The sequence below is a fragment of the Mycobacterium gordonae genome (assembly GCF_017086405.1).
Taxonomy (GTDB): Bacteria; Actinomycetota; Actinomycetes; order Mycobacteriales; family Mycobacteriaceae; genus Mycobacterium; species Mycobacterium gordonae_D.
In genome coordinates this window covers 6972015-6992593 of the sequence record NZ_CP070973.1, presented here as the reverse complement: position 1 = coordinate 6992593, position 20579 = coordinate 6972015, and the positions used below count along the sequence as shown (strand labels likewise).

Sequence of the window (20579 nt, the reverse complement as noted above, 5' to 3'; positions counted from 1 at the left end):
GCAATTAACGCCCGTGCGAAATTGGCTTGGGAAATTTGATCGGTTCGGGTAGCCGCTCGTTCGGGGTATATCTCGCGCGTGTGCCGGACCGCCGATTGCGCTGGTGCGAACCAATTTAGAAGCGCGTTCCGGAAGGTGGATGGATCGGCCGGTTTCATTCCGACGGCTTGCCGGGGCTACCGACGCCCGAACTTTCTCGGCGCGGAAATTGGACTTCTTCCAATCAAATAGCGAGTGGGGCAAGACCTATTCTGTTTGCCTGAACAGTTGTACGGTGCTGTTGTCGGGATGTATTCGGAGGCCGTGCTCATGTCGTATCTCTTTATCGCTCCGGATGTCGTAACGGCGGCGGCCCAGGACGTGGCGCGGATCGGGTCGCAGGTGGGGGCGGCCAACGCGGCGGCAGTGACGCAGACGACGTCGGTGGTGGTCGCGGCTGGGGATGAGGTGTCGGCGGCGATTGCTGCGCTGTTCGGTGCCTACGGGCAGCAGTATCAGCAGCTCGGTGTGCGGGCCGCAGAGTTTCATGAGCAGTTCGTGCGGGCCTTGTCCGCGGGGGCGGGGGCGTATGCGGTGGGTGAGGCGGCTAGCGCGTCGCCGTTGCAGGCGCTGCAGGACGCGGTGCTGGGGGCGATCAATGCGCCGACGAACCTGCTGCTGGGGCGTCCGCTGATCGGGGATGGGGCCAATGGAGCGCCGGGCACCGGGCAGGCCGGTGGGGCCGGCGGGATCTTGGTGGGCAACGGCGGCAGCGGCGGGTCCGGGGTTCCTGGTGGGGCGGGCGGAGCGGGTGGGGCGGCGGGGTTGATCGGGCAGGGTGGTGCCGGCGGGGCCGGCGGCGCGGGTGTGGGCGGGGTGGGCGGTGTCGGTGGGGCTGGCGGGAGCGGTGGCTGGTTGTGGGGCGCCGGCGGTGCCGGTGGTGTGGGTGGCACGGGCGCCGCCGGTGGGTTCTCCGGCGGTGCAGGCGGGGCGGGCGGCGCCAATGGGCTCTTGGGTGGCGCGAGTGGGGCCGGCGGGGCCGGGGGAGTGGGTGGGGCAGGGGTAATCAGCGGAACGGGTGGGACGGGCGGAACGGGCGGGGTTAATCGCGCGCTGGTGGGTGGGGTGGCGGGCATGGGTGGCGCAGGCGGGGCGGGCGGCACCGGTGATCTGGGCGACGCGGGTCTGGCCGGCCCCGGGATCGCCGGGCCAGGGGGCGCTGGTGGCGCTGGCGGGGCGGGCGGAGTCGGAGGAGCCAACCGGGGGCTGCTCTTCGGTGCTGGGGGCGCTGGTGGTGCGGGGGGAGCCGGAGGTACCGGCGGAGCCGGCGGAGTGGGCGGTAGCGGGGTGGGCTTGGAGCTGGCCGGCGGTGCCGGCGGGGTCGGGGGAGACGGCGGGGCGGCCGGTGCAGGAGGAGCAGGCGGGGCTGGCGGAATATTCGGGACCACAGGCCTGACTGGCGTCCCAGGCGTCGGTGGCTCCGGCGGAGCGGGCGGAGCCGGGGGAGCGGGTGATGTCGGGGTTGCGGATTTGTCGAAGGGCGGAAGCGGCTTTGCGGGCGGCGCCGGAGGCGCGGGTGGGGCCGGTGGGGTTGGACTTGGCGGCGGCAACGGCGGCAACGGTGGCGATGGGGGCGCCGGCGGCGCCGCCGGTAACGGCGGTTTCTCGCTGCTTGGCAGCGGCGGCGCAGGCGGCGACGGCGGTATCGGCGGGGTGGGCGGTGACGCCAGCGATGGCGGGGCTGCGGGCAAGGGCGGGGGCGGTGGTGCCGGCGGGGCCGGTGGCGGCGCTGGCGCCGGCGATACGGGCAACGACGGTGGTGACGGTGGGTCTGGGGGAGCTGGCGGGGCCGGCGGGGCCGGCGGCAACAGTGGTGTCGGCAGCGTCAATGGGTCCGGTGGGGCTGGTGGAGCCGGCGGTGCCGGTGCAGCCGGTGGATCCGGTGGTTCCGGTGTGGGTGCCGGTGTGGACGGTGGGGACGGCGGCGCCGGCGGGGGCGGCGGTGATGCCGGCGCGGGCGGCGCGGCGGGTACCGGGGGCAGCGGTGGTGTCGCGGGACAGGCCGGAATCGGCGGCGCAGGCGGAGCGGGTGGCGACGGCGGAACCGGGGATGCCGGGAAAAGCGGCGGCAACGGCGGAGCCGGCTTTGCCGGCGGGGCGGGTGGCGCCGGAGGGGCCGGAGGCGCCGGCATCGGCGGCGTCAATGGCGGAGCTGGCGGTGGCGGTGGCGCGGGCGGGGCTGGCGGCGGCGGTGGTGATGGCGGCGACGGCATCGGTACGGCCGACGGCGGGTTAGGCGGTGGCGGTGGTAAGGGCGGTACCGGCGGGGACGGGGGTTCGGCAACGGACGGCGGCGACGGCGGCAGTGCTGGCGATGGCGGTGACGGAGGCAAGGCCGGGAAGGGCGGGCAAGCCGGTTCTAGTGGCGGAGCCGGTGGCAGCGCCGGTCGAGGCGGGGACGGTGGCGCCGGTGGCGCGGGTGGTGGCGCTACCGGAGGCGGCGACGGTGGGGCGGGCGGAAAGGGTGGGTCCGGCGGGCTTGGTGGCCTAGGTGGGACTGGCCGCAACGCCGGCGGTGCCGGCGGTAGCGGCGGCTTCGGTGGCGCCGGCGGTGAGGGCGGTAGCGCTATCGGCGGCGGCGACGGCGGCTTCGGTGGTGACGGCGGGAAAGGTGGCCGGGCCTTTACCGGCGGAAATGCGTCATTCAGCGGTGGCGCGGGAGCTAACGGCGGCGTTGGTGGCTCTGGCGGCGCTGGCGGCGGCGGTGGTGCCGCTTTCGGCGGTGGCAACGGCGGTAACGGTGGCGCCGGGGGCAGCGGCGACTTCGGCGGCCTTGGCGGCCTGGGCACCGGTACGGGCGCCAGCGGCAATGGCGGTAGCGGCGGCTCCGGTTCAATCGGCGGTAACGGCGGTGCGGCAATCGGTGGGGGCATCGGCGGTAACGGCGGAATCGGCGGTGACGGCGGCTCCGGCGGCAACGGTGACGTCGGGCGGAGCCTCGGCGGCAACGGCGGATTCGGCGGCAACGGCGGCAACGGCGGCACGATCGGGGGCTTGGGCGCCGCCGGCGGCACTGGCGGCGCGGGTGGCCAGCCCGGAGGCACCAAAGGTGGCAACGGCAGCCCCGGCAGTAATGGCTGAGCTGATTTCGCAACCGTTGCGGGCTGAAGTCGTCAGCCCCGCAACGCCTTCGGCGGCACGGTGGCTGCGATCAGCGAATGGGCATCGATCGTGCGCGGTCGGTAAGCCAGTGCGGGCAGCCGCTGGGACATGAGGCCCACGGGGTCAACTGTCGGATCTGAAAGGCCGGACAGAAACGCCCACTCGTGCTCGTCGCTGCCGAAATAGACCACGGTGCAAAACGTTTCGCGAAATCGCTGCCACGACGAGCGTAGCGTCTCGTTGCGCCACAGCGTCGGGCAGCCCGCCTGGCCGACGACCACCCGGCCGATCCGGCGGCACCTGCTCAGAAAGACGCTGCCGTACAAGCGATTGTGTGGCGCGGCCTCGGCTCGCTCGTCGGGTAGGTCGACCACCACGATGTCATACCGGCCGCTGTGGTGTTCCACGAACTCCCAGCCGTCCCGGTAGTGCATCGTGATCGGACCCAATCCCGCTTCCGCTCTGCGCAATTCGGCCATCGAATAGCCGTAGGGCAGGTGTTCGGCGCACAACCGCACCGCGTCGCGGTCGATGTCGACGTGGTCGACGTGGCCGGCCCCGGCTGCGACGGCCAACTGACTGATGACGCCCTCGCCGGATCCGATGATCAGTACCCGCTCGATCCTGTCGGCCAGCAACAGCGCGGGTACCAGCAGCGCCTCGTGGTAGACCAGCTGACTGAACTCGGTGCTCTGGCGTTCGCCGTCGCTGAAGAGCGCCACGCCCTGCTCGGTGCGGCCGATCACCAGTTCCTGGAAAGGAGTTCGCACGTCGCAGATCACCTCGGACAGCGTCCAACTGCGGGTGAGTCCCGGCGCCAACGGTTCGACGATCGTCCGGCCCGGATTGTCGACTGCGCCGAAGATGGTTGGCAGCGGTGCGAATCCGTTGAACTCCACCGAGGCGTAACTGCCGGTGTAGGCGCCGGTATCACAGATCTCGACTGCGTCTCCCGCGCGCAGCGTGACCGGCAGCGCATAACGCTGGTACAGAACGTCGTCACCGTCGCACGTCGGTCCCGCCAGCACGGCGTCCGCGACCTCGTCACCGTCGCGCTGCGTCCGCACCAGGTAACGGATGTACTCGTTCTCGGTCTCCGCGAGCCCGCTGTAGCGGCCGACATCGAGGTAAACCCAGCGCCGGCCGTCGGTTCCGGTGCGTACCGACACCACCTCGCACGCGATGGTGCCGGCGGCGCCGACGATCACCCGCCCCGGCTCCACCGCCAACCTGGGCGGCTGTGAACCGAAATAGCGATGCAGTGCCCCCATGATGGTGTCGGCGATCAGCTCGGGTTCCGGTGCGGCTCCGGTGTAGGGCAGCGGGAAGCCGCCGCCGGCGTTGATCGTCGTCAGCCCGCCGACGACGTCGAATATCGAAGCGGCACAACGGATGCCGATCTCCCACGCAGCAGCGTCGAGCTGCTGCGAGCCGACGTGGAAGCTCACGCCCGCGGCGACCAGCCCCGCCGACCGGGCGCGGTCGAGCAGTTCGGCGGCCTGATCGGGGGCGCATCCGAACTTATCCCCGAAGGGAGTCACTGAGGCCGGAAAAGCCGGAGCGACACGACATTCCACCCGAGATCCGGGTGCGTGCTCGGCCAGCACAGCCAGGTCGTGCGGGGTGTCGAAGGCAAACAGACGTACCCCGCGCGCGTAGGCCGCCGCCACCGCCGCCGGCTTCTTGATGGTGTTGCCGAATGCCAGCCGATCACCTCCGATTGCCACGCTGATGCAGGCATCGGTCTCGCCGACCGAGGCGACGTCGAACCCGGACCCCTCATCCGCCAGCAGCCGCAGGACTGGCAGGGCGGGATTGGCTTTGACGGCATACCGGATGTCCGTGTCGGGCAGTGCGGCACGCAGCGCCCGGAAATTGGCACGCACCCGGTCCAGATCGATCCTCAGGTAGGGCGTTTCGTGCACCTAGTGAGACTAGTTGGGCGGGTGTGCGGGCAGTGAGAAGTGCTCGGGCGGCACGTTCGGCCCGCTGGGGGGCTGGGTGGACAGCGGCGTCGCGATCCCGTCGAGGACCTGCGTCATGTTGCCGGTCAGCCGTTCGAAGTTCAGCGTTCCGTGCACGAAGTTCTGCGTGATGCGCAGCGGCTCCTGGATCTCTGCGCTGGTGGGCAACCCGAGCGGGCCGTGCTCATAGCTCTGCGCTGCCCAGGCGTCGTAGATGGCGCCGGTGACCGGTTGCACGCCGGTGGCCGGCGACCAGTACATTGCGCCCTTGGCGAAGGTGACGAACCGCGATCCGTCGGCGCCGTCGGCCTCCGGTGCGGTCGGCGCCCCGAGCACGCTGTTCATGCCGCCCATCGCCTGCCAGTGCTGGTAGATCGCGCCGCCCTCCAGCGCCTTGATCAGTTCTTCCGGCGGATCGTTGAAATGCGCCGCGATGTCGCGGATCTCGTCCATCAACGCGTAGGCGGCGTTGCCCGGGCAGTCGGTGTTGCCGACGTCGCGGTGGGTGAAGATGGTCGGCAGCTTGGCGATCGCGCCGCCCGGGTAGGTGGTGTAGGAGCTGCCCGCGGACACCAGCTCCACCGTGCCTTTGGGGTCGACCTCGGCCAGCCCGAGGCGCCAGCCCAGCAGCCGTCCGATGGTGCGGATCTGGATCGGGGTGGGCGCGACGTCGTCGAAGTTGCCGAGCATCGCCACGCCCCAGGTCTCCCGGTTGAACCCGCCGGTGTGGAACGCCTCGACCGGCTTGGTGAGTCCGCCGGCGCTGCCTTCGAAGACCTGGCCGTACTTGTCGACAAGCGCGTTGTAGGCGATGTCACACCAGCCCAGCGTCTTGCTGTGGTAGGTGTAGATCGCCTTGACGATCCCCGCGGATTCCAGCGGCGAGTAGTCGTTGCTACCCGCGGTGTGGTGGATCACGGCGGCACGCACGCTGCGGTCGTATTCCGGGCTGCCGCAGCGCAGCGACTCGTCGGCGCCCCACTCCGCGCGGCTGATGATCTGCGGCGCCTGGCCCGGCATGGTGACGCCGGTCGGCGGCGTCCAGTGGGTTTCCGCGGGCGCGCGCGGCGGCGAGATGAGGATCGCGTTGATGTTCTGCCCGAACGGCTGTTCCTTGGTGGCCGGCCGGTAGCCCAGGCCGCCCTGTTGCGACGGCATGGGCGGCGGTTGGGTCACCGGCGCGCCGACCGGTCGCGTGACGGCGATCTGCACCGCCGTGGTGGTGCCGACAAACACCGGATCGGTGCTGCGCGGCTCGTCGGCCGATCCGGCGCCGTCGGGTGCGGAGGTCTGGTACTCGGTCTGATACCAGGGGCCCCACGACCCGTCGGGCTTCTTGGCGCGCACCCGGGCGGAGGTGCCGGCCAGGTCGCCGGTGAGCGCGACCAGGGAGAACGGCGTGTCTTGGGTCAGTTCGCGGACGGTGACCCCGCCGCCGAGGCCGATCAGCGGTTGCTCGGCGAGCTGGGTGTCGGGTGCCGGGGCGGGGGGGTGGTTCGCGGCGGGCGGACGCATCAGCACCCACGACACGATGACGACCGTCGCCAGGGCGGCGGTCAGCAGCATGGTGGGTGCGCGGCCGCGGGACACCAGCCGATGTTACGTGTGAGCCTGATGTTTCTTATGGGGCGACACGGTGTTTGGCGCGAGCAGACGCAGAAGCACCCGGGAGCATGCGCTCCTAGGTGCTTTTGCGTCTGCTCGCGAGGGTGGGGCGGGCTCACCCGGAAAGCTGTCGACGACACCGCAGAGGATTACCGACTCTGCGGTGCCGTCACGTGACAGGCTTCGTTACACCGGTGGCGCCTCCGCCACCGCCGCCACCGGCGCTGCCGGTGCTGCGGCCGCGGGCACTCCCGCCGCCGCGGGTATCGCGGGCACGCCGGGCGCACCCGCCGTGGGCAGGACCGGCGCGAGACCGCCCGCGCCGGGCACGCCGGGCAGCGCAGGCGCGGCACCCGCCGCTGCCGGAGCGCCCGCGGCCCCACCTTGTACCTGCTGCATGATCGCCGGCATGATCAGGCCCTTGAGCAGGTCGATGGCTTGGCTGGCACCCAGCTGGTTGGCCGCCTGCATCAGGTCGCTGACCAGTCCGCCGCCGCCGCTGCTCCCGGCGCCGGCTGGAGAGACCGGTGACAGGCCGGTGCCCCCACCGCCGAGCCCGGAGGTGTCACCCAGGATCGGGTAGGTGCCGTCGGCGCCCGGGTCGAGCCCGACTGGTGTCGAGATCGGAACTTCACCGGTGGCGGTGGCCGGGCTCAGCGCCGACGGGCTCGTCAGGCCGGGCGCCACCCCGGCGGGGCTGGTCAACGCGGGGTTGGTCAGGGCCGGGTTCACACCGGCGCCGGTCCCAGGGGTCGGCGGTGTGAGCGCGCTACCGGGCAGCGGCAGGGCCCCGGGCGTGGTGGGAGTCAGGCCGGGGGTGGCGAGGCCGGGCGCGGTGCCCAGGCCGGTGGTGCCGAGTCCGGGACTGGCCAGGCTTGGGGTGGTGCCCAGACCGGTGGTGCCCAGGCCGGTGCTCGCCCCGCTGGTTCCGCCGAGCGCGGGAACTGGCGGCAGGTTGACGCCGAACTGCGACAGGCCCTGCGACAGGGCGGAGATCAGCTCGTTGGGCAGATCGGCGACACTGGCCGCCCGCTTGAACTCGTGGTGTTCCACCGGCTTGGTGTCGCCGGTCGATTCGTAAACAAGAAAGTAAGCACACGGACTTGCGACGGCCAGGGCGGCGACCGCGCTCATAGTCTTCGAGAGCTTGCGTCGGCGTCGGTTCGGCACGGAAGTCTCCTCAATCTGGATTATGTGGAGTCGGGGTCGGAGACCCACACGACCGATGGTACGAGTGAGAATGATGTGACTACTGTGACGAGACCGAATCGTGAGGGGAGTGGTTCACAGGTGTGACGTTGGCCCGACGGCACGCCGTTGTTCTGGCCGGCACCTGGGAAAACCGGGGCGGGGCCGACCCGCCAAGTCGGGTTTTGGCAGCAAGGTCGGATACCCTAGGCAACCGATGACCGCTCGATTTGACCTCTATGTCGTCGGCTCCGGCTTTTTCGGCCTGACGATCGCCGAGCGCGTGGCTACCCAACTCGACAAGCGGGTTCTCGTTGTCGAGCGGCGCCCGCACCTCGGCGGTAACGCCTATTCCGAACCTGAGCCGCAGACTGGGATCGAGGTCCACAAGTACGGCGCGCACCTGTTCCACACCTCCAATAAGAAGGTGTGGGACTACGTGCGGCAGTTCACCGACTTCACCGGTTACCAGCACCGCGTCTACGCCATGTACAACGGGCAGGCTTACCAGTTCCCTATGGGCTTGGGCTTGGTGTCACAGTTCTTCGGCCGGTATTTCAGCCCCGAGGAGGCCCGCAAGCTCATCGCCGAGCAGGCTTCGGAAATACGGGCGAGCGACGCCGCAAACTTCGAAGAGAAGGCCATCTCGCTGATCGGCCGGCCGCTGTACGAGGCGTTCGTCAAGGGCTACACCGCCAAGCAGTGGCAGACCGACCCCAAAGAGTTGCCGGCGGCCAACATCACCCGCCTGCCGGTGCGCTACACCTTCGACAACCGGTACTTCAGCGACACCTATGAGGGCCTGCCGGTCGACGGCTACACGGCCTGGCTGCAGAACATGGCCGCCGACGACCGCATCGAGGTTCGGCTGGACACCGACTGGTTCGACGTGCGCGACGAACTGCGCGCCGCAAGCCCCGACGCCCCGGTGATCTACACCGGACCGCTGGACCGCTACTTCGACTACGCCGACGGACGCCTCGGCTGGCGCACCCTGGATTTCGAGCTGGAAGTCCTTCCGATCGGTGACTTTCAGGGCACCCCGGTGATGAATTACAACGATCCAGACGTCCCGCATACGCGTATTCATGAGTTCCGGCACTTCCATCCCGAGCGTGACTACCCGTCCGACAAGACGGTGATCATGCGTGAATACTCTCGCTTCGCCGAAGACGACGACGAGCCCTACTATCCGATCAATACCGAGGCCGACCGCGCCCTGTTGGCCGCCTATCGGGCCAGGGCGAAGTCCGAGACCGCGGCGGCGAAGGTGCTGTTCGGTGGACGCTTGGGCACCTACCAATATCTGGATATGCATATGGCCATTGCCAGCGCTTTGAGCATGTACGACAACGTCCTTGCGCCGCATCTGCGCGACGGCGCACCCCTGGCAGCGGAGGCCGTCTCATGACCGCCGTGAGCCTGCTGTCGCGCATCATCCTGCCGCGTCCCGGCGAGCCCCTCGATGTGCGCAAGCTGTACCTCGAGGAGTCGACCACCAACGCTCGGCGGGCGCACGCGACCAGTCGCACCTCGCTGCAGATCGGCGCCGAGTCCGAGGTGTCGTTCGCGACCTACTTCAACGCGTTCCCGGCCAGCTACTGGCGGCGCTGGTCGGTCTGCGACTCGGTGGTGCTGCGCGTCGAGTTGACCGGCACCGGGCGCATCGACCTCTACCGGACCAAGGCAACCGGGGCCCGGATCTTCGTCGAGGGACGCGGTTTCAGCGGCTCCGATGACCACCCCGCGGTGCTGGAAATCGAGGTCAGCCTGCAGCCGTTCGAGGACGGCGGCTGGATCTGGTTCGACATCACCACCGACACCAAGGTCGAATTGCTCAACGGTGGCTGGTACGCGCCCACCGCTGCGCCCGGGACGGCCAACATCGCCGTCGGCATCCCCACGTTCAACCGGCCCGCGGACTGCGTCAACGCTTTGCGAGAACTCACCGCTGACCCGCTGGTGGACGAGGTGATCGGCGCTGTGATCGTGCCGGACCAGGGCACCCGCAAGGTGCGCGACCATCCGGACTTCGCAGCGGCGGCCGAAAGATTGGCTGACCGACTCTCGGTACACAACCAGCCCAATCTGGGCGGCTCCGGCGGCTACAGCAGGGTGATGTACGAGGCGCTGAAGAACACCGACTGCCAACAGATCCTGTTCATGGACGATGACATCCGCATCGAGCCGGACTCGATCCTGCGGGTGCTGGCGATGAGCCGGTTCGCCAAGACTCCGATGCTGGTCGGCGGCCAGATGCTCAACCTGCAGGAGCCGTCACACCTGCACATCATGGGCGAGGTGGTGGACAGGTCGAACTTCATGTGGACCGCCGCGCCGCACGCCGAGTACGACCATGATTTCGCCGAGTACCCGCTCAACGACAAAGAGGACAAGAGCAAGCTGCTGCACCGGCGCATCGACGTCGACTACAACGGCTGGTGGACGTGCATGATCCCGCGGCAGGTCGCCGAGGAGTTGGGCCAGCCGCTGCCGCTGTTCATCAAATGGGACGACGCCGACTACGGTTTGCGGGCCGCTGAGCACGGCTATCCGACCGTCACGCTGCCGGGCGCCGCGATCTGGCACATGGCGTGGAGCGACAAGGACGACGCCATCGACTGGCAGGCGTATTTCCACCTGCGCAACCGGCTGGTGGTCGCCGCAATGCACTGGGACGGTGACGTCTCCGGCCTGGTCCGCAGCCATCTTAAGGCGACGCTGAAACACCTTGCCTGCCTTGAATATTCGACAGTCGAGATCCAAAACAGGGCGATCGACGACTTCCTGGCCGGCCCCGAGCACATCTTCTCCATCCTGGAATCGGCGCTGCCGGAAGTGCGTCAGATGCGCACCGCCTACCCGGATGCGGTGGTGCTGCCGGCCGCCAGCGAACTGCCTGCGCCGCTGAACAAGAACAAAGTGATGAAGCCGCCGGTGAACCCGGCGGTGATCGGCTACCGGCTGGCCCGGGGAATCCTGCACAACCTCAAGGCCGCCGACCCGGCTCACCACCAGCGCCCCGAGTTCAACGTGCCGACCCAGGATGCGCGCTGGTTCCGGCTCTGCACGGTCGACGGCGTCACCGTCACCACCGCGGATGGCTGCGGCGTCGTCTACCGGCAGCGTGACCGGGCCAAGATGTTCTCGCTGCTGCTGGCGTCGTTGCGCCGCCAGCGCCAGTTGGCGCGGCGCTTCGACGAGATGCGCCGCGTCTACCGCGAAGCACTGCCCGTGCTGTCCAGCAAACAGAAGTGGGAGATGGTGCTGCCTGTCCATGGCTCGGCCGACGCTGCGGCCAGCCATGGTTGAACCGGCCGAGCCGCCGCGCGGTGAGGTCGCAGCGATGGTGGCCGTCCAGTCAGCGCTGACCTGGCGTCCAGGGGTACTTCCGGTCACCCGCGCCATGTCGCACTTCGGTGAGCACAGCATCGGCTGGCTGGTGATTGCGCTACTGGGTTCCGCGCTGGATCGGCGCCGGCGCCGGGACTGGATGGTGGCCGCCGTCGGCACGTTCGCCGCACATGCCGCCGCGGTCGTGGTCAAGCGGGTGGTCCGGCGCCAACGGCCCCACCATCCGGCCGTCACGGTCAACGTCGGCACACCCAGCCAGCTCAGCTTCCCGTCGGCGCATGCCACGTCGACGACGGCCGCGGCGATCCTGCTGGGCCGGGTAACCGGGCTGCCGCTACCGGCGGTGTTGGTACCGCCCATGGCGCTGTCGCGAATACTGCTGGGTGTGCACTATCCCAGCGACGTCGCCGCCGGCGTGGCTCTCGGTGCCGGGGTTGCCGTAGCAGCCGTCCGGGTGGACAGCGCGGCCCGACGAAGGTGGGTGCGATGAGCGACGATCTGATGGAAGTGAGCGGAGCCCCGAAAAACCTGGTGAGCGGGGTCATCAAAGCGGTCCGCCCGCGGCAGTGGGTCAAGAACGTGCTGGTGCTGGCCGCGCCGCTGGCCGCGGCGGGCAGCGGCGACCACACCCGCCCCCGCGACGCGACCGGCCGCGTCGTGCCGTACGACTGGGGCGCTATGGGCGTCAAGGTGGCGATCGCCTTCGTGGTGTTCAGCCTCGCGGCGTCGGCGATCTATCTCATCAACGACGTGCGTGATGTCGAGGCCGACCGGGAGCACCCCACCAAGAGGTTCCGGCCCATCGCCGCCGGTGTGGTGCCCCCGTGGCTGGCCTACACCCTGGCGATGGTGCTGGGCGTTGCTTCGCTGGGTCTGTCCTGGTGGCTGACGCCCAACCTCGCCGTGGTCATGGCGGTCTACCTGGTGATGCAACTGGGGTACTGCTACGGGCTCAAGCACCAAGCCGTGATCGACATCTGCATCGTGTCCTCGGCGTATCTGATCCGGGCGATCGCGGGGGGCGCGGCCACGGGCATCCCGTTGTCCCAATGGTTTCTGCTGACGGCGGCATTCGGCTCACTGTTCATGGTCGCCGGCAAGCGTTACGCCGAGTTGCAACTGTCTGAGCGCACCGGAGCTCAGATCCGCAAGTCGCTGGAAAGCTACACCAGCACCTATCTGCGCTTCGTCTGGACGCTGTCGGCCACCGCGGTGGTGATGTCCTACGGGCTGTGGGCGTTTGAGCGCGACCGTTATTCCGGGTCCTGGTTCGCGGTCTCGATGATTCCGTTCACCATCGCGATCCTGCGCTACGCGGTGGATGTCGACGGTGGGCTGGCCGGGGAACCCGAGGACATCGCGCTGCGCGACCGTGTGCTGCAGCTGCTGGCCCTGGCGTGGATCGCAACAGTTGGTGCTGCTGTTGCCTTCGGCTAGCGAAAGGTTCAAGGCCCTCCAGGCCGCGGCTCTCGCGCGGCGACCGTCGGTCCGGCGGGTCAAGTGGCCGGTCTTCCCTTATACCGCCACGGTGCGGATCAGCCTGTGGGTGAGCGTCGCGCTGATCGCCCTGCTGTTCGGCTGGGGCGCCTGGCAGCGCCGCTGGATCGCCGACGACGGGCTGATCGTGCTGCGCACCGTGCGAAACCTGTTGGCGGGCAACGGCCCGGTGTTCAACGCCGGTGAACGGGTGGAGGCCAACACCTCGACCGTCTGGACCTACTTGCTGTACGTCTGCAGCTGGGTCGGCGGCCCACTGCGGCTGGAATACGTGGCGCTGGCCGTGGCCCTGACGCTTTCGGTGTTGGGCGTGGTGCTGTTGATGCTGGGCACGGGCCGGTTGTACGCGCCGAGTCTGCGCGGCCGCCGAGCGATCATGCTGCCGGCCGGAGCGCTCGTCTACATCGCGGTGCCCCCTGCGCGTGACTTCGCGACCTCGGGCCTAGAGAGCGGGCTGGTCATGGCCTATGTCGGTCTGCTGTGGTGGATGATGGTTTGCTGGGGGCAGTCGTTGCGGGTGCGTCCGGAAAGCCAATGGTTCATCGGTGCACTGGCGTTCGTCGCGGGCTGCAGCGTGCTGGTGCGGCCCGAACTGGCGCTGATCGGCGGTGCCGCGCTGATCATGATGATGATCGCCGCCCGCAGCTGGGCGCGCCGTGGGCTGATCGTGCTGGCCGGTGGCCTGCTGCCGGTCGCCTATCAGATCTTCCGGATGGGGTACTACGGGCTCCTGGTTCCGGGCACCGCCCTGGCCAAGGACGCGGCCGGGGACAAGTGGTCACAAGGCCTGATCTACCTCGCCAACTTCAATGCGCCGTATTCGCTGTGGGTGCCGGTCGTCTTGCTGGTGCCGCTGAGTGTCGTGGTGCTGATGGCGCGACGCCGTCCGTCGTTCATGCGCCCGACGCTGGCACCCGGCTACGGGCGGGTGGCCCGCGCGGTGCAGAGCCCCGCCGCGGTGGTGACGTGGATGGTGGTCAGCGGCCTGCTGCAGGCCCTGTACTGGATCCGCCAGGGCGGCGACTTCATGCACGGACGGGTGCTGCTGACTCCGTTGTTCTGTTTGCTGGCGCCGGTGGCCGTGGTCCCGGTGGTGATTCCGGACGGCAAGGACTTCTCGAAGGAGGCCGGCTACTGGGTGGCCGGCGGCGTGAGCGCGCTCTGGCTGGCGGTGGCCGGGTGGTCGCTGTGGGCGGCCAATTCACCCGGCATGGGCGACGACGCCACGCACGTCAGTTACTCCGGCATCGTCGACGAACGCCGTTTTTATGCCCAGGCCACCGGGCGCGCGCACCCGCTGACGGCCGCCGACTACCTGGACTACCCCCGGATGGCGGCCGTGCTGGTGGCGCTCAACAACACCCCGGACGGTGCGCTGCTGCTGCCGTCGGGCAACTACACGCAATGGGACCTGGTGCCGATGATCCCGCCGGGCAGCGCTCCCGGAATACCCGCGGACCTCAAGCCCCAGCACACGGTCTTCTTCACCAATCTCGGCATGCTGGGCATGAACGTCGGCCTCGACGTCCGGGTCATCGACCAGATCGGGCTGGCCAACCCGCTGGCCGCGCACACCGAGCGACTCAAGCATGGCCGCATCGGGCACGACAAGAACCTGTTTCCGGACTGGGTGGTGGCCGACGGACCGTGGGTGAAGTGGCCGCCGGGCATCCCGGGCTACCTGGATCAGCAGTGGGTCGCCGAGGCGGAGGCGGCGCTCAAGTGCCCGGCGACCCAGGCGGTGCTCAACTCGGTGCGGGCCCCCATGACCCCGCGCCGGTTCCTGTCGAACCTGCTGCACGCCTACGAATTCACGCAGTACCGCATCGACCGGGTGCCGCGCTACGAACTGGTCAAGTGCGGACTCGAGGTGCCGAAGGTGCCGCCGACGCCGCCGCGCGAGTGAATCCCGGTTTCGCAGACGAAATCCGTATCCGCCCGAAGCGGCGGCTCAGAATTTTTTTAAGAATCCTTATGTGCCGTGTCGGCGCGCCCGATCGGGCCCGCCGCGCAGACTGCCAGCAACATCACAAGTGAGCCGCCACCAGCGTGCACCCGTCGGTAGGCACATGCGCAAACGCCTCTGCCGGACGCGGATCGACGCCCCGAAAACGCGCCGGAACCCGGCCGGATGACCCCGGAAGCGCCGTCCCGGAGGAGATCGTGAGCCGCAATATGTGGTTGACTACGGGTGCACTGCAGCGCCGCGTGCGTGCAGTCTGACCCAATTCGGGACACGCCCCCAAGCGCAGCGATGCGCAAGGATGTGCCCACAAGGATGAGGATGAGGAAGCAAGGATGAAGCTTGTTGACAGGTTTCGGGGCGCCGTGACGGGTATGCCGCGCCGCCTGATGGTGGGTGCCGTGGGTGCGGCGCTGCTGTCTGGGCTGGTCGGCTTCGTCGGTGGCTCCGCGACCGCGAGTGCGTTCTCGCGTCCGGGGCTGCCGGTGGAATACCTGCAGGTGCCCTCGGCGGCGATGGGCCGCAACATCAAGGTCCAGTTCCAGAGCGGTGGAGCCAACTCGCCGGCACTGTACCTGCTCGACGGCATGCGTGCCCAGGACGACTACAACGGCTGGGACATCAACACCCCGGCGTTCGAGTGGTACAACCAGTCTGGTATTTCCGTGGTCATGCCGGTCGGCGGCCAGTCCAGCTTCTACAGCGACTGGTACAACCCGGCCTGCGGCAAGGCGGGCTGCACCACCTACAAGTGGGAGACCTTCCTGACCAGCGAGCTGCCCGCGTACCTGGCCAGCAACAAGCAGGTCAAGCCGAACGGCAGCGCCGCCGTCGGTCTGTCGATGGCCGGTTCGTCGGCCCTGATCCTGGCTGCCTACCACCCCGACCAGTTCATCTACGCCGGCTCGCTGTCGGCACTGCTGGACCCGTCGCAGGCGATGGGCCCGTCGCTGATCGGCCTGGCCATGGGTGACGCCGGCGGTTACAAGGCGTCGGACATGTGGGGTCCCAAGGAGGACCCGGCGTGGCAGCGCAACGACCCGACCCTGCAGGTCGGCAAGCTGGTCGCCAACAACACCCGGCTGTGGATCTACTGCGGCGACGGCAAGCCGTCGGACCTCGGTGGCAACAACCTGCCCGCCAAGTTCCTCGAGGGCTTCGTGCGGACCAGCAACCTGAAGTTCCAGGAGGCGTACAACGCGGCCGGTGGCCACAACGCGGTGTTCAACTTCGACGCCAACGGCACGCACGACTGGCCGTACTGGGGTGCGCAGCTCAACGCCATGAAGGGTGACCTGCAGAGCACGCTGGGTGCGACCCCCGGCGCCGGTCCTGCCACCGCTGCTGCGGTCGGTGTGAACCAGGGCACCGGCACCTAAATCGCGCTGGCGATAACCAACCGTCTGACGGCGGCGACCCACTCGGGTCGCCGCCGTTAGCGTCAGCTCCCCTTTATCCCGCTGTGCAGGGTGTGGTTAGCTACCTGCGGGCTAGGTCTTGTCGTGCACCGCGTCACACCATGGAGGGTGGACATGAGGGGTCTGTCGGTAGTGCTACGGCTGTTCTGTGTTGCCGTGTTGTCGGTTGCGTTCGGAGGCGTGTCGGCGTCGCTGGGCTCGGAGGTGACGGCTGGGGCGGCCGGGTTCGAGACCCTGATGGTGCCGTCGGCCGCGATGGGCCGCGACATTCCGGTGGCCTTCATGGCCGGCGGGCCCCACGCGGTCTACCTGCTGGACGCCGCCGACGCCAACCCGGACGTCAGCAACTGGGTGACCGCCGGCAACGCGATGAACACCCTCGCCGGCAAGGGCATCTCGGTCGCGGCACCAGCGGGTGGGGCGTTCAGCATGTACACCAACTGGGAGCAGGACGGCAGCAAGCAGTGGGACACCTTCCTGTCCAGCGAGCTGCCTGACTGGCTGGCCGCCAACAAGGGCCTGGCGCCCGGTGGGCACGGCGTCGTGGGCGCGTCGCAGGGCGGCTACGCCGCTTTGGCGCTGGCCGCCTTCCACCCCGACCGGTTCGGCTTCGCCGGCTCGCTGTCCGGCTTCCTGTACCCCTCCAACACCTTCACCAACGGCGCGATCCTGGCCGGTCTGCAGCAGTTCGGGGGGGTCGACGGCAACGGGATGTGGGGAGCCCCACAGCTGGGCCGCTGGAAGTGGCACGACCCGTACGTGCACGCCGCGCTGCTCGCGCAGAACAACACTCGGGTCTGGGTGTGGGCACCCACCAATCCGGGCGCCAGCAACCCCGCGGCCATGCTCGGCGCCGGCGGCGAGGCAATGGGGAACAGCAAGGCCTTCTACCAGCAGTATCGCGACGTGGGCGGGCACAACGGCCACTTCGACTTCCCGGGCGGCGGCGACAACGGCTGGGGCTCGTGGGCCGGCCAACTGGGCGCCATGTCAGGCGACATCTCCGGCGCTATTCGCTGATCCTGGTTCGTTCCGCGGGCCGGTACCGTGTAGGGAGTGCAGCAGAGGGCGGTACGTCCGCATCACCACGCTGCGCGGGTGAGTAGGGCGCGAAGGTGCGTTACCTGGTAAAGCACTTGCCCAACCCATTCGCCGGGATCCGATGAGGGTCCCTGCCGGACTCTGTTAGCGGGAGAAGATGGCCAAGAACAGCGCACGGCGCAAACGCCACCGACGACTTGCCTGGGCGGCAGCCGGCTCGATGGCTCTGGTGGTGGCCCTCGTCATCATCGGCGGCGTGATGCTGTTGCGTCAGCCCAACGTGCCACCGAGTGCGGTTCCCCCCGGTGTGTTGCCTTCGGGCCCGACCACGTCCCACCCGAAGAAGCCGCGCCCGGCATCCCAGGACGCCTCCTGTCCCGATGTGCAGTTGATCTCGGTGCCGGGCACCTGGGAGTCGTGGCCGACGGACGACCCGCTGAACCCGACACAGTTCCCGAAGGCCTTGCTGCTCAACGTGACCGGGCCGATCAGCCAGCAGTTCCAGCCGGGTCGCGTGCAGACGTACACCGTTCCCTACACGGCGCAGTTCCGCAATCCGCTCAGCGCCGACGGTCAGATGAGCTACAACGACAGCCGGGCCGAGGGCACCCGGGCGACGGTGAAGGCGATGACCGACATGAACAATCGGTGCCCGCTGACCAGTTACGTGATCGTCGGGTTCTCCCAGGGCGCGGTGATCGGCGGCGACGTCGCCAGCGACATCGGCAACGGCCTCGGTCCCGTGGACGAAGACCTGGTTCTGGGTGTGACGTTGATCGCCGACGGCCGGCGTCAGGAGAGCGTGGGCAACAACGTCCCGCCGACCCCGCCGGGCGTCGGTGCCGAGATCACCCTGCACGAGGTGCCGGTGCTGTCCGGGCTCGGTCTGACGATGACCGGTGCGCGGCCGGGCGGTTTCGGCGATCTGGACAACCGGACCAACGAGATCTGCGCCGAGGGCGACCTGATCTGCGCCGCACCCAAGGAGGCCTTCAGCCCCGCGAACCTCCCGACCACGCTGAATACCTTGGCTGGCGGCGCCGGGCAGCCCATCCACGCGATGTACGCGACTACTGACTTCTGGAATTCCAACGGCCTGTCCGCCACCCAGTGGACGTTGAACTGGGCCCAAACCGTGCTGGAAAAGGCGCCGCATCCCAAGCACAGCTGAGCCGGTGGGTCGCAATTCGATAGCTGAGCTATCGGACACGGCCGCGGTGTGATGGTAGTAGCAGGGATCAGGCGTACCTTGTGATTTGGTCTGCCGCCTCTGGCCCCTTAACATTAAGAGAAAATTAAGAGCATGTGGTTGACCCGGGTGGGTCGAAACCGGTTACGACAGGCGCCCGCGCGTGTGGGCGACGGTCGTAACCGGGCTGCGCGCGCAGAGCTTTTCGGTCGGCTTCGCACTTGCCCGTTGACCGTCGGCCCAAGCCGACAAAGAGAGAAGTACCCGTCGGTGTAGCCGACAACACCGTGAGTTTGTGACAGGAGAGGGCGTCATGGCGTACCACAACCCGTTTATCGTCAACGGCAAGATCAGGTTCCCGTCGAACACCAACCTGGTTCGTCACGTCGAGAAGTGGGCGAAGGTGCGCGGCGACAAGCTGGCGTACCGGTTCCTGGACTACTCCACCGAGCGCGACGGCATCGAGCGCGACATCTTGTGGTCGGAGTTCAGCGCCCGCAACCGCGCGGTGGGCGCCCGGCTACAGCAGGTCACCCAGCCGGGTGACCGCATCGCCATCCTGTGCCCGCAGAACCTGGACTACATGGTGTCCTTCTTCGGCGCGCTGTACTCCGGCCGGATCGCGGTTCCGCTGTTCGACCCCTCCGAGCCCGGCCACGTCGGTCGTCTGCATGCGGTGCTCGACGACTGCACTCCGTCGACGATCCTGACCACGACCGAATCCGCCGAAGGTGTGCGCAAGTTCATCCGTGCCCGTTCGGCCAAGGAACGTCCTCGGGTCATCGCCGTCGACGCGGTTCCCACCGAGGTCGCCTCCACCTGGGTCGAGCCCGACGCCGACGAGACCACCACCGCCTACCTGCAGTACACCTCCGGCTCCACCCGCACCCCGACCGGTGTGCAGATCACCCACCTGAACCTGCCCACCAATGTGGTGCAGGTGCTCAACGCGCTGGAAGGCCAGGAAGGCGACCGCGGCGTCAGCTGGCTGCCGTTCTTCCACGACATGGGACTGATCACAGTCCTGCTGACCTCGGTGCTGGGCCAGAGCTTCACGTTCATGACGCCGGCCGCCTTCGTACGCCGCCCCGGCCGATGGATCCGCGAACTGGCCCGCAAGCCCGGCGAGACCGGGGGAACGTTCTCGGCCGCACCCAACTTCGCCTTCGAGCACGCCGCGGTGCGCGGTCTGCCCCGCGACGACGAGCCGCCCCTGGACCTCAGCAACGTCAAGGGCATCCTCAACGGCAGCGAGCCGGTGTCGCCGTCGTCGCTGCGCAAGTTCTTCAAGGCTTTCGAGCCCTACGGCCTGCGGCCGACCGCGGTCAAGCCGTCCTACGGCCTGGCGGAGGCGACGCTGTTCGTCTCCACCACGCCGATGGACGAGTCGCCCACCGTCATCCACGTCGACCGCGACGAATTGAACCAGCAACGCTTCGTGGAGGTGGCCGCTGACTCGCCGAAAGCTGTCGCGCAGGTCTCCGCGGGCAAGATCGGCGTCGACGAGTGGGCGGTCATCGTGGACGCCGAGGCGGCCAGCGAGCTGCCGGACGGCCAGATCGGCGAGATCTGGCTGCACGGCAATAACCTGGGCGTCGGCTACTGGGGCAAGGAAGACGAGACCGCCAACATATTCAAGAACATCCTCAAGTCGCGGGTCAGCGAGTCGCACGCCGAAGGCGCCCCCGACGACGCGCTGTGGGTGCGCACCGGTGACTACGGCACCTACCACAACGGCCACCTGTACATCGCCGGCCGGATCAAGGACCTCGTCATCATCGACGGGCGTAACCACTACCCGCAGGACCTCGAGTTCACCGCGCAGGAATCCACCAAGGCGTTGCGGGTGGGCTACGTGGCCGCATTCTCGGTGCCGGCCAACGAGTTGCCGCAGAAGGTCTACGACGACCCGCACGCCGGGCTGAAGTTCGACGCCGAAGACACCTCCGAGCAGTTGGTGATCGTCGGCGAGCGGGCCGCGGGCACTCACAAGCTCGAGTACCAGCCGATCGCCGACGACATCCGCGCGGCCATCGCCGTCGGGCACGGGGTGACGGTGCGCGACGTGCTGCTGGTCCAGGCCGGCTCGATTCCCCGAACCTCCAGTGGCAAGATCGGCCGCCGCGCCTGCCGCACGGCCTACCTGGACGGCAGTTTGCGCAGTGGTGTGAACTCCGCGACCACCTTCGCCACCTCTGACTGATCGACTGAACAAGGTA

General features: G+C 68.7%; 13 protein-coding genes. 10 read left to right on the top strand and 3 right to left on the bottom strand.

All coding sequences use genetic code 11. The annotated features are described in order from the left end of the window. Positions 1-309 precede the first annotated feature (309 nt). Positions 310-3120, top strand: a complete 2811-nt coding sequence (locus JX552_RS30205; RefSeq protein WP_205875444.1) for a PE family protein — start codon at positions 310-312, stop codon at positions 3118-3120. Between the two features lie 32 nt (positions 3121-3152). On the opposite strand, the gene JX552_RS32995 is transcribed toward JX552_RS30205, so the two are convergent. The 3 genes from JX552_RS32995 to JX552_RS30190 all read right to left on the bottom strand — a co-directional run bounded on the left by JX552_RS32995 (position 3153) and on the right by JX552_RS30190 (position 7880). Further along, complete coding sequence (locus JX552_RS32995) at positions 3153-5066, bottom strand: spermine/spermidine synthase domain-containing protein (protein ID WP_241010774.1); 1914 nt, start codon at positions 5064-5066, stop codon at positions 3153-3155. A gap of 9 nt (positions 5067-5075) precedes the next feature. Continuing rightward, positions 5076-6671, bottom strand: a complete 1596-nt coding sequence (locus JX552_RS30195; RefSeq protein ID WP_431196021.1) for an N-acetylmuramoyl-L-alanine amidase — start codon at positions 6669-6671, stop codon at positions 5076-5078. A gap of 225 nt (positions 6672-6896) precedes the next feature. Then, positions 6897-7880: a hypothetical protein gene (locus JX552_RS30190; protein WP_205875443.1), complete on the bottom strand. Its 984-nt coding sequence runs from the start codon at positions 7878-7880 to the stop codon at positions 6897-6899. 235 nt (positions 7881-8115) lie between these two features. Between JX552_RS30190 and glf the strand changes: the two genes are divergently transcribed. The 9 genes from glf to fadD32 all read left to right on the top strand — a co-directional run bounded on the left by glf (position 8116) and on the right by fadD32 (position 20563). Further along, positions 8116-9309 carry a UDP-galactopyranose mutase gene (glf, locus tag JX552_RS30185; RefSeq protein ID WP_205875442.1) on the top strand — a complete coding sequence of 398 codons (1194 nt, stop codon included), beginning with the start codon at positions 8116-8118 and terminating at the stop codon, positions 9307-9309. Beyond that, positions 9306-11210, top strand: coding sequence for a glycosyltransferase (locus JX552_RS30180; protein WP_205875441.1), 1905 nt, complete (start codon positions 9306-9308; stop codon positions 11208-11210). The genes glf and JX552_RS30180 overlap by 4 nt, the downstream gene beginning before the upstream one ends. Beyond that, the gene (locus JX552_RS30175; protein WP_205875440.1) at positions 11203-11742 is read left to right on the top strand and encodes a phosphatase PAP2 family protein; all 540 of its coding nucleotides are present in this window, start codon (positions 11203-11205) and stop codon (positions 11740-11742) included. The genes JX552_RS30180 and JX552_RS30175 overlap by 8 nt, the downstream gene beginning before the upstream one ends. Then, positions 11739-12689, top strand: a complete 951-nt coding sequence (locus JX552_RS30170) for a decaprenyl-phosphate phosphoribosyltransferase (RefSeq protein ID WP_205875439.1) — start codon at positions 11739-11741, stop codon at positions 12687-12689. The genes JX552_RS30175 and JX552_RS30170 overlap by 4 nt, the downstream gene beginning before the upstream one ends. Further along, positions 12673-14655, top strand: coding sequence for a terminal beta-(1->2)-arabinofuranosyltransferase (gene aftB / locus JX552_RS30165; protein WP_431196020.1), 1983 nt, complete (start codon positions 12673-12675; stop codon positions 14653-14655). Before JX552_RS30170 ends, aftB begins: the two co-directional genes overlap by 17 nt. Before the next feature lie 392 nt (positions 14656-15047). Next, entirely contained in the window at positions 15048-16091 is a 1044-nt protein-coding gene (gene ag85A, locus JX552_RS30160) for a diacylglycerol acyltransferase/mycolyltransferase Ag85A (RefSeq protein WP_205875437.1), read from the top strand. Between the two features lie 153 nt (positions 16092-16244). Further along, a complete protein-coding gene (locus JX552_RS30155; RefSeq protein ID WP_205875436.1) occupies positions 16245-17150 on the top strand; it encodes an alpha/beta hydrolase-fold protein in 906 nt (301 codons plus the stop codon). A 178-nt stretch (positions 17151-17328) separates the two neighbouring features. Next, positions 17329-18342: a carboxylesterase Culp6 gene (gene culp6, locus JX552_RS30150; RefSeq protein WP_205875435.1), complete on the top strand. Its 1014-nt coding sequence runs from the start codon at positions 17329-17331 to the stop codon at positions 18340-18342. A gap of 331 nt (positions 18343-18673) precedes the next feature. Continuing rightward, entirely contained in the window at positions 18674-20563 is a 1890-nt protein-coding gene (fadD32, locus tag JX552_RS30145; RefSeq protein ID WP_205875434.1) for a long-chain-fatty-acid--AMP ligase FadD32, read from the top strand. The last annotated feature ends 16 nt before the right edge of the window (positions 20564-20579 follow it).

Coding starts and splice junctions, on each gene's coding strand:
- fadD32 (WP_205875434.1), top strand. CDS start 18,674: ATGGCGTACCACAACCCGTTTATCGTCAACGGCAAGATCAGGTTCCCG.
- glf (WP_205875442.1), top strand. CDS start 8,116: ATGACCGCTCGATTTGACCTCTATGTCGTCGGCTCCGGCTTTTTCGGC.
- JX552_RS30180 (WP_205875441.1), top strand. CDS start 9,306: ATGACCGCCGTGAGCCTGCTGTCGCGCATCATCCTGCCGCGTCCCGGC.
- JX552_RS30170 (WP_205875439.1), top strand. CDS start 11,739: ATGAGCGACGATCTGATGGAAGTGAGCGGAGCCCCGAAAAACCTGGTG.
- JX552_RS30155 (WP_205875436.1), top strand. CDS start 16,245: ATGAGGGGTCTGTCGGTAGTGCTACGGCTGTTCTGTGTTGCCGTGTTG.
- ag85A (WP_205875437.1), top strand. CDS start 15,048: ATGAAGCTTGTTGACAGGTTTCGGGGCGCCGTGACGGGTATGCCGCGC.
- JX552_RS30195 (WP_431196021.1), bottom strand. CDS start 6,671: ATGCTGCTGACCGCCGCCCTGGCGACGGTCGTCATCGTGTCGTGGGTG.
- culp6 (WP_205875435.1), top strand. CDS start 17,329: ATGGCCAAGAACAGCGCACGGCGCAAACGCCACCGACGACTTGCCTGG.
- JX552_RS30205 (WP_205875444.1), top strand. CDS start 310: ATGTCGTATCTCTTTATCGCTCCGGATGTCGTAACGGCGGCGGCCCAG.
- JX552_RS30175 (WP_205875440.1), top strand. CDS start 11,203: ATGGTTGAACCGGCCGAGCCGCCGCGCGGTGAGGTCGCAGCGATGGTG.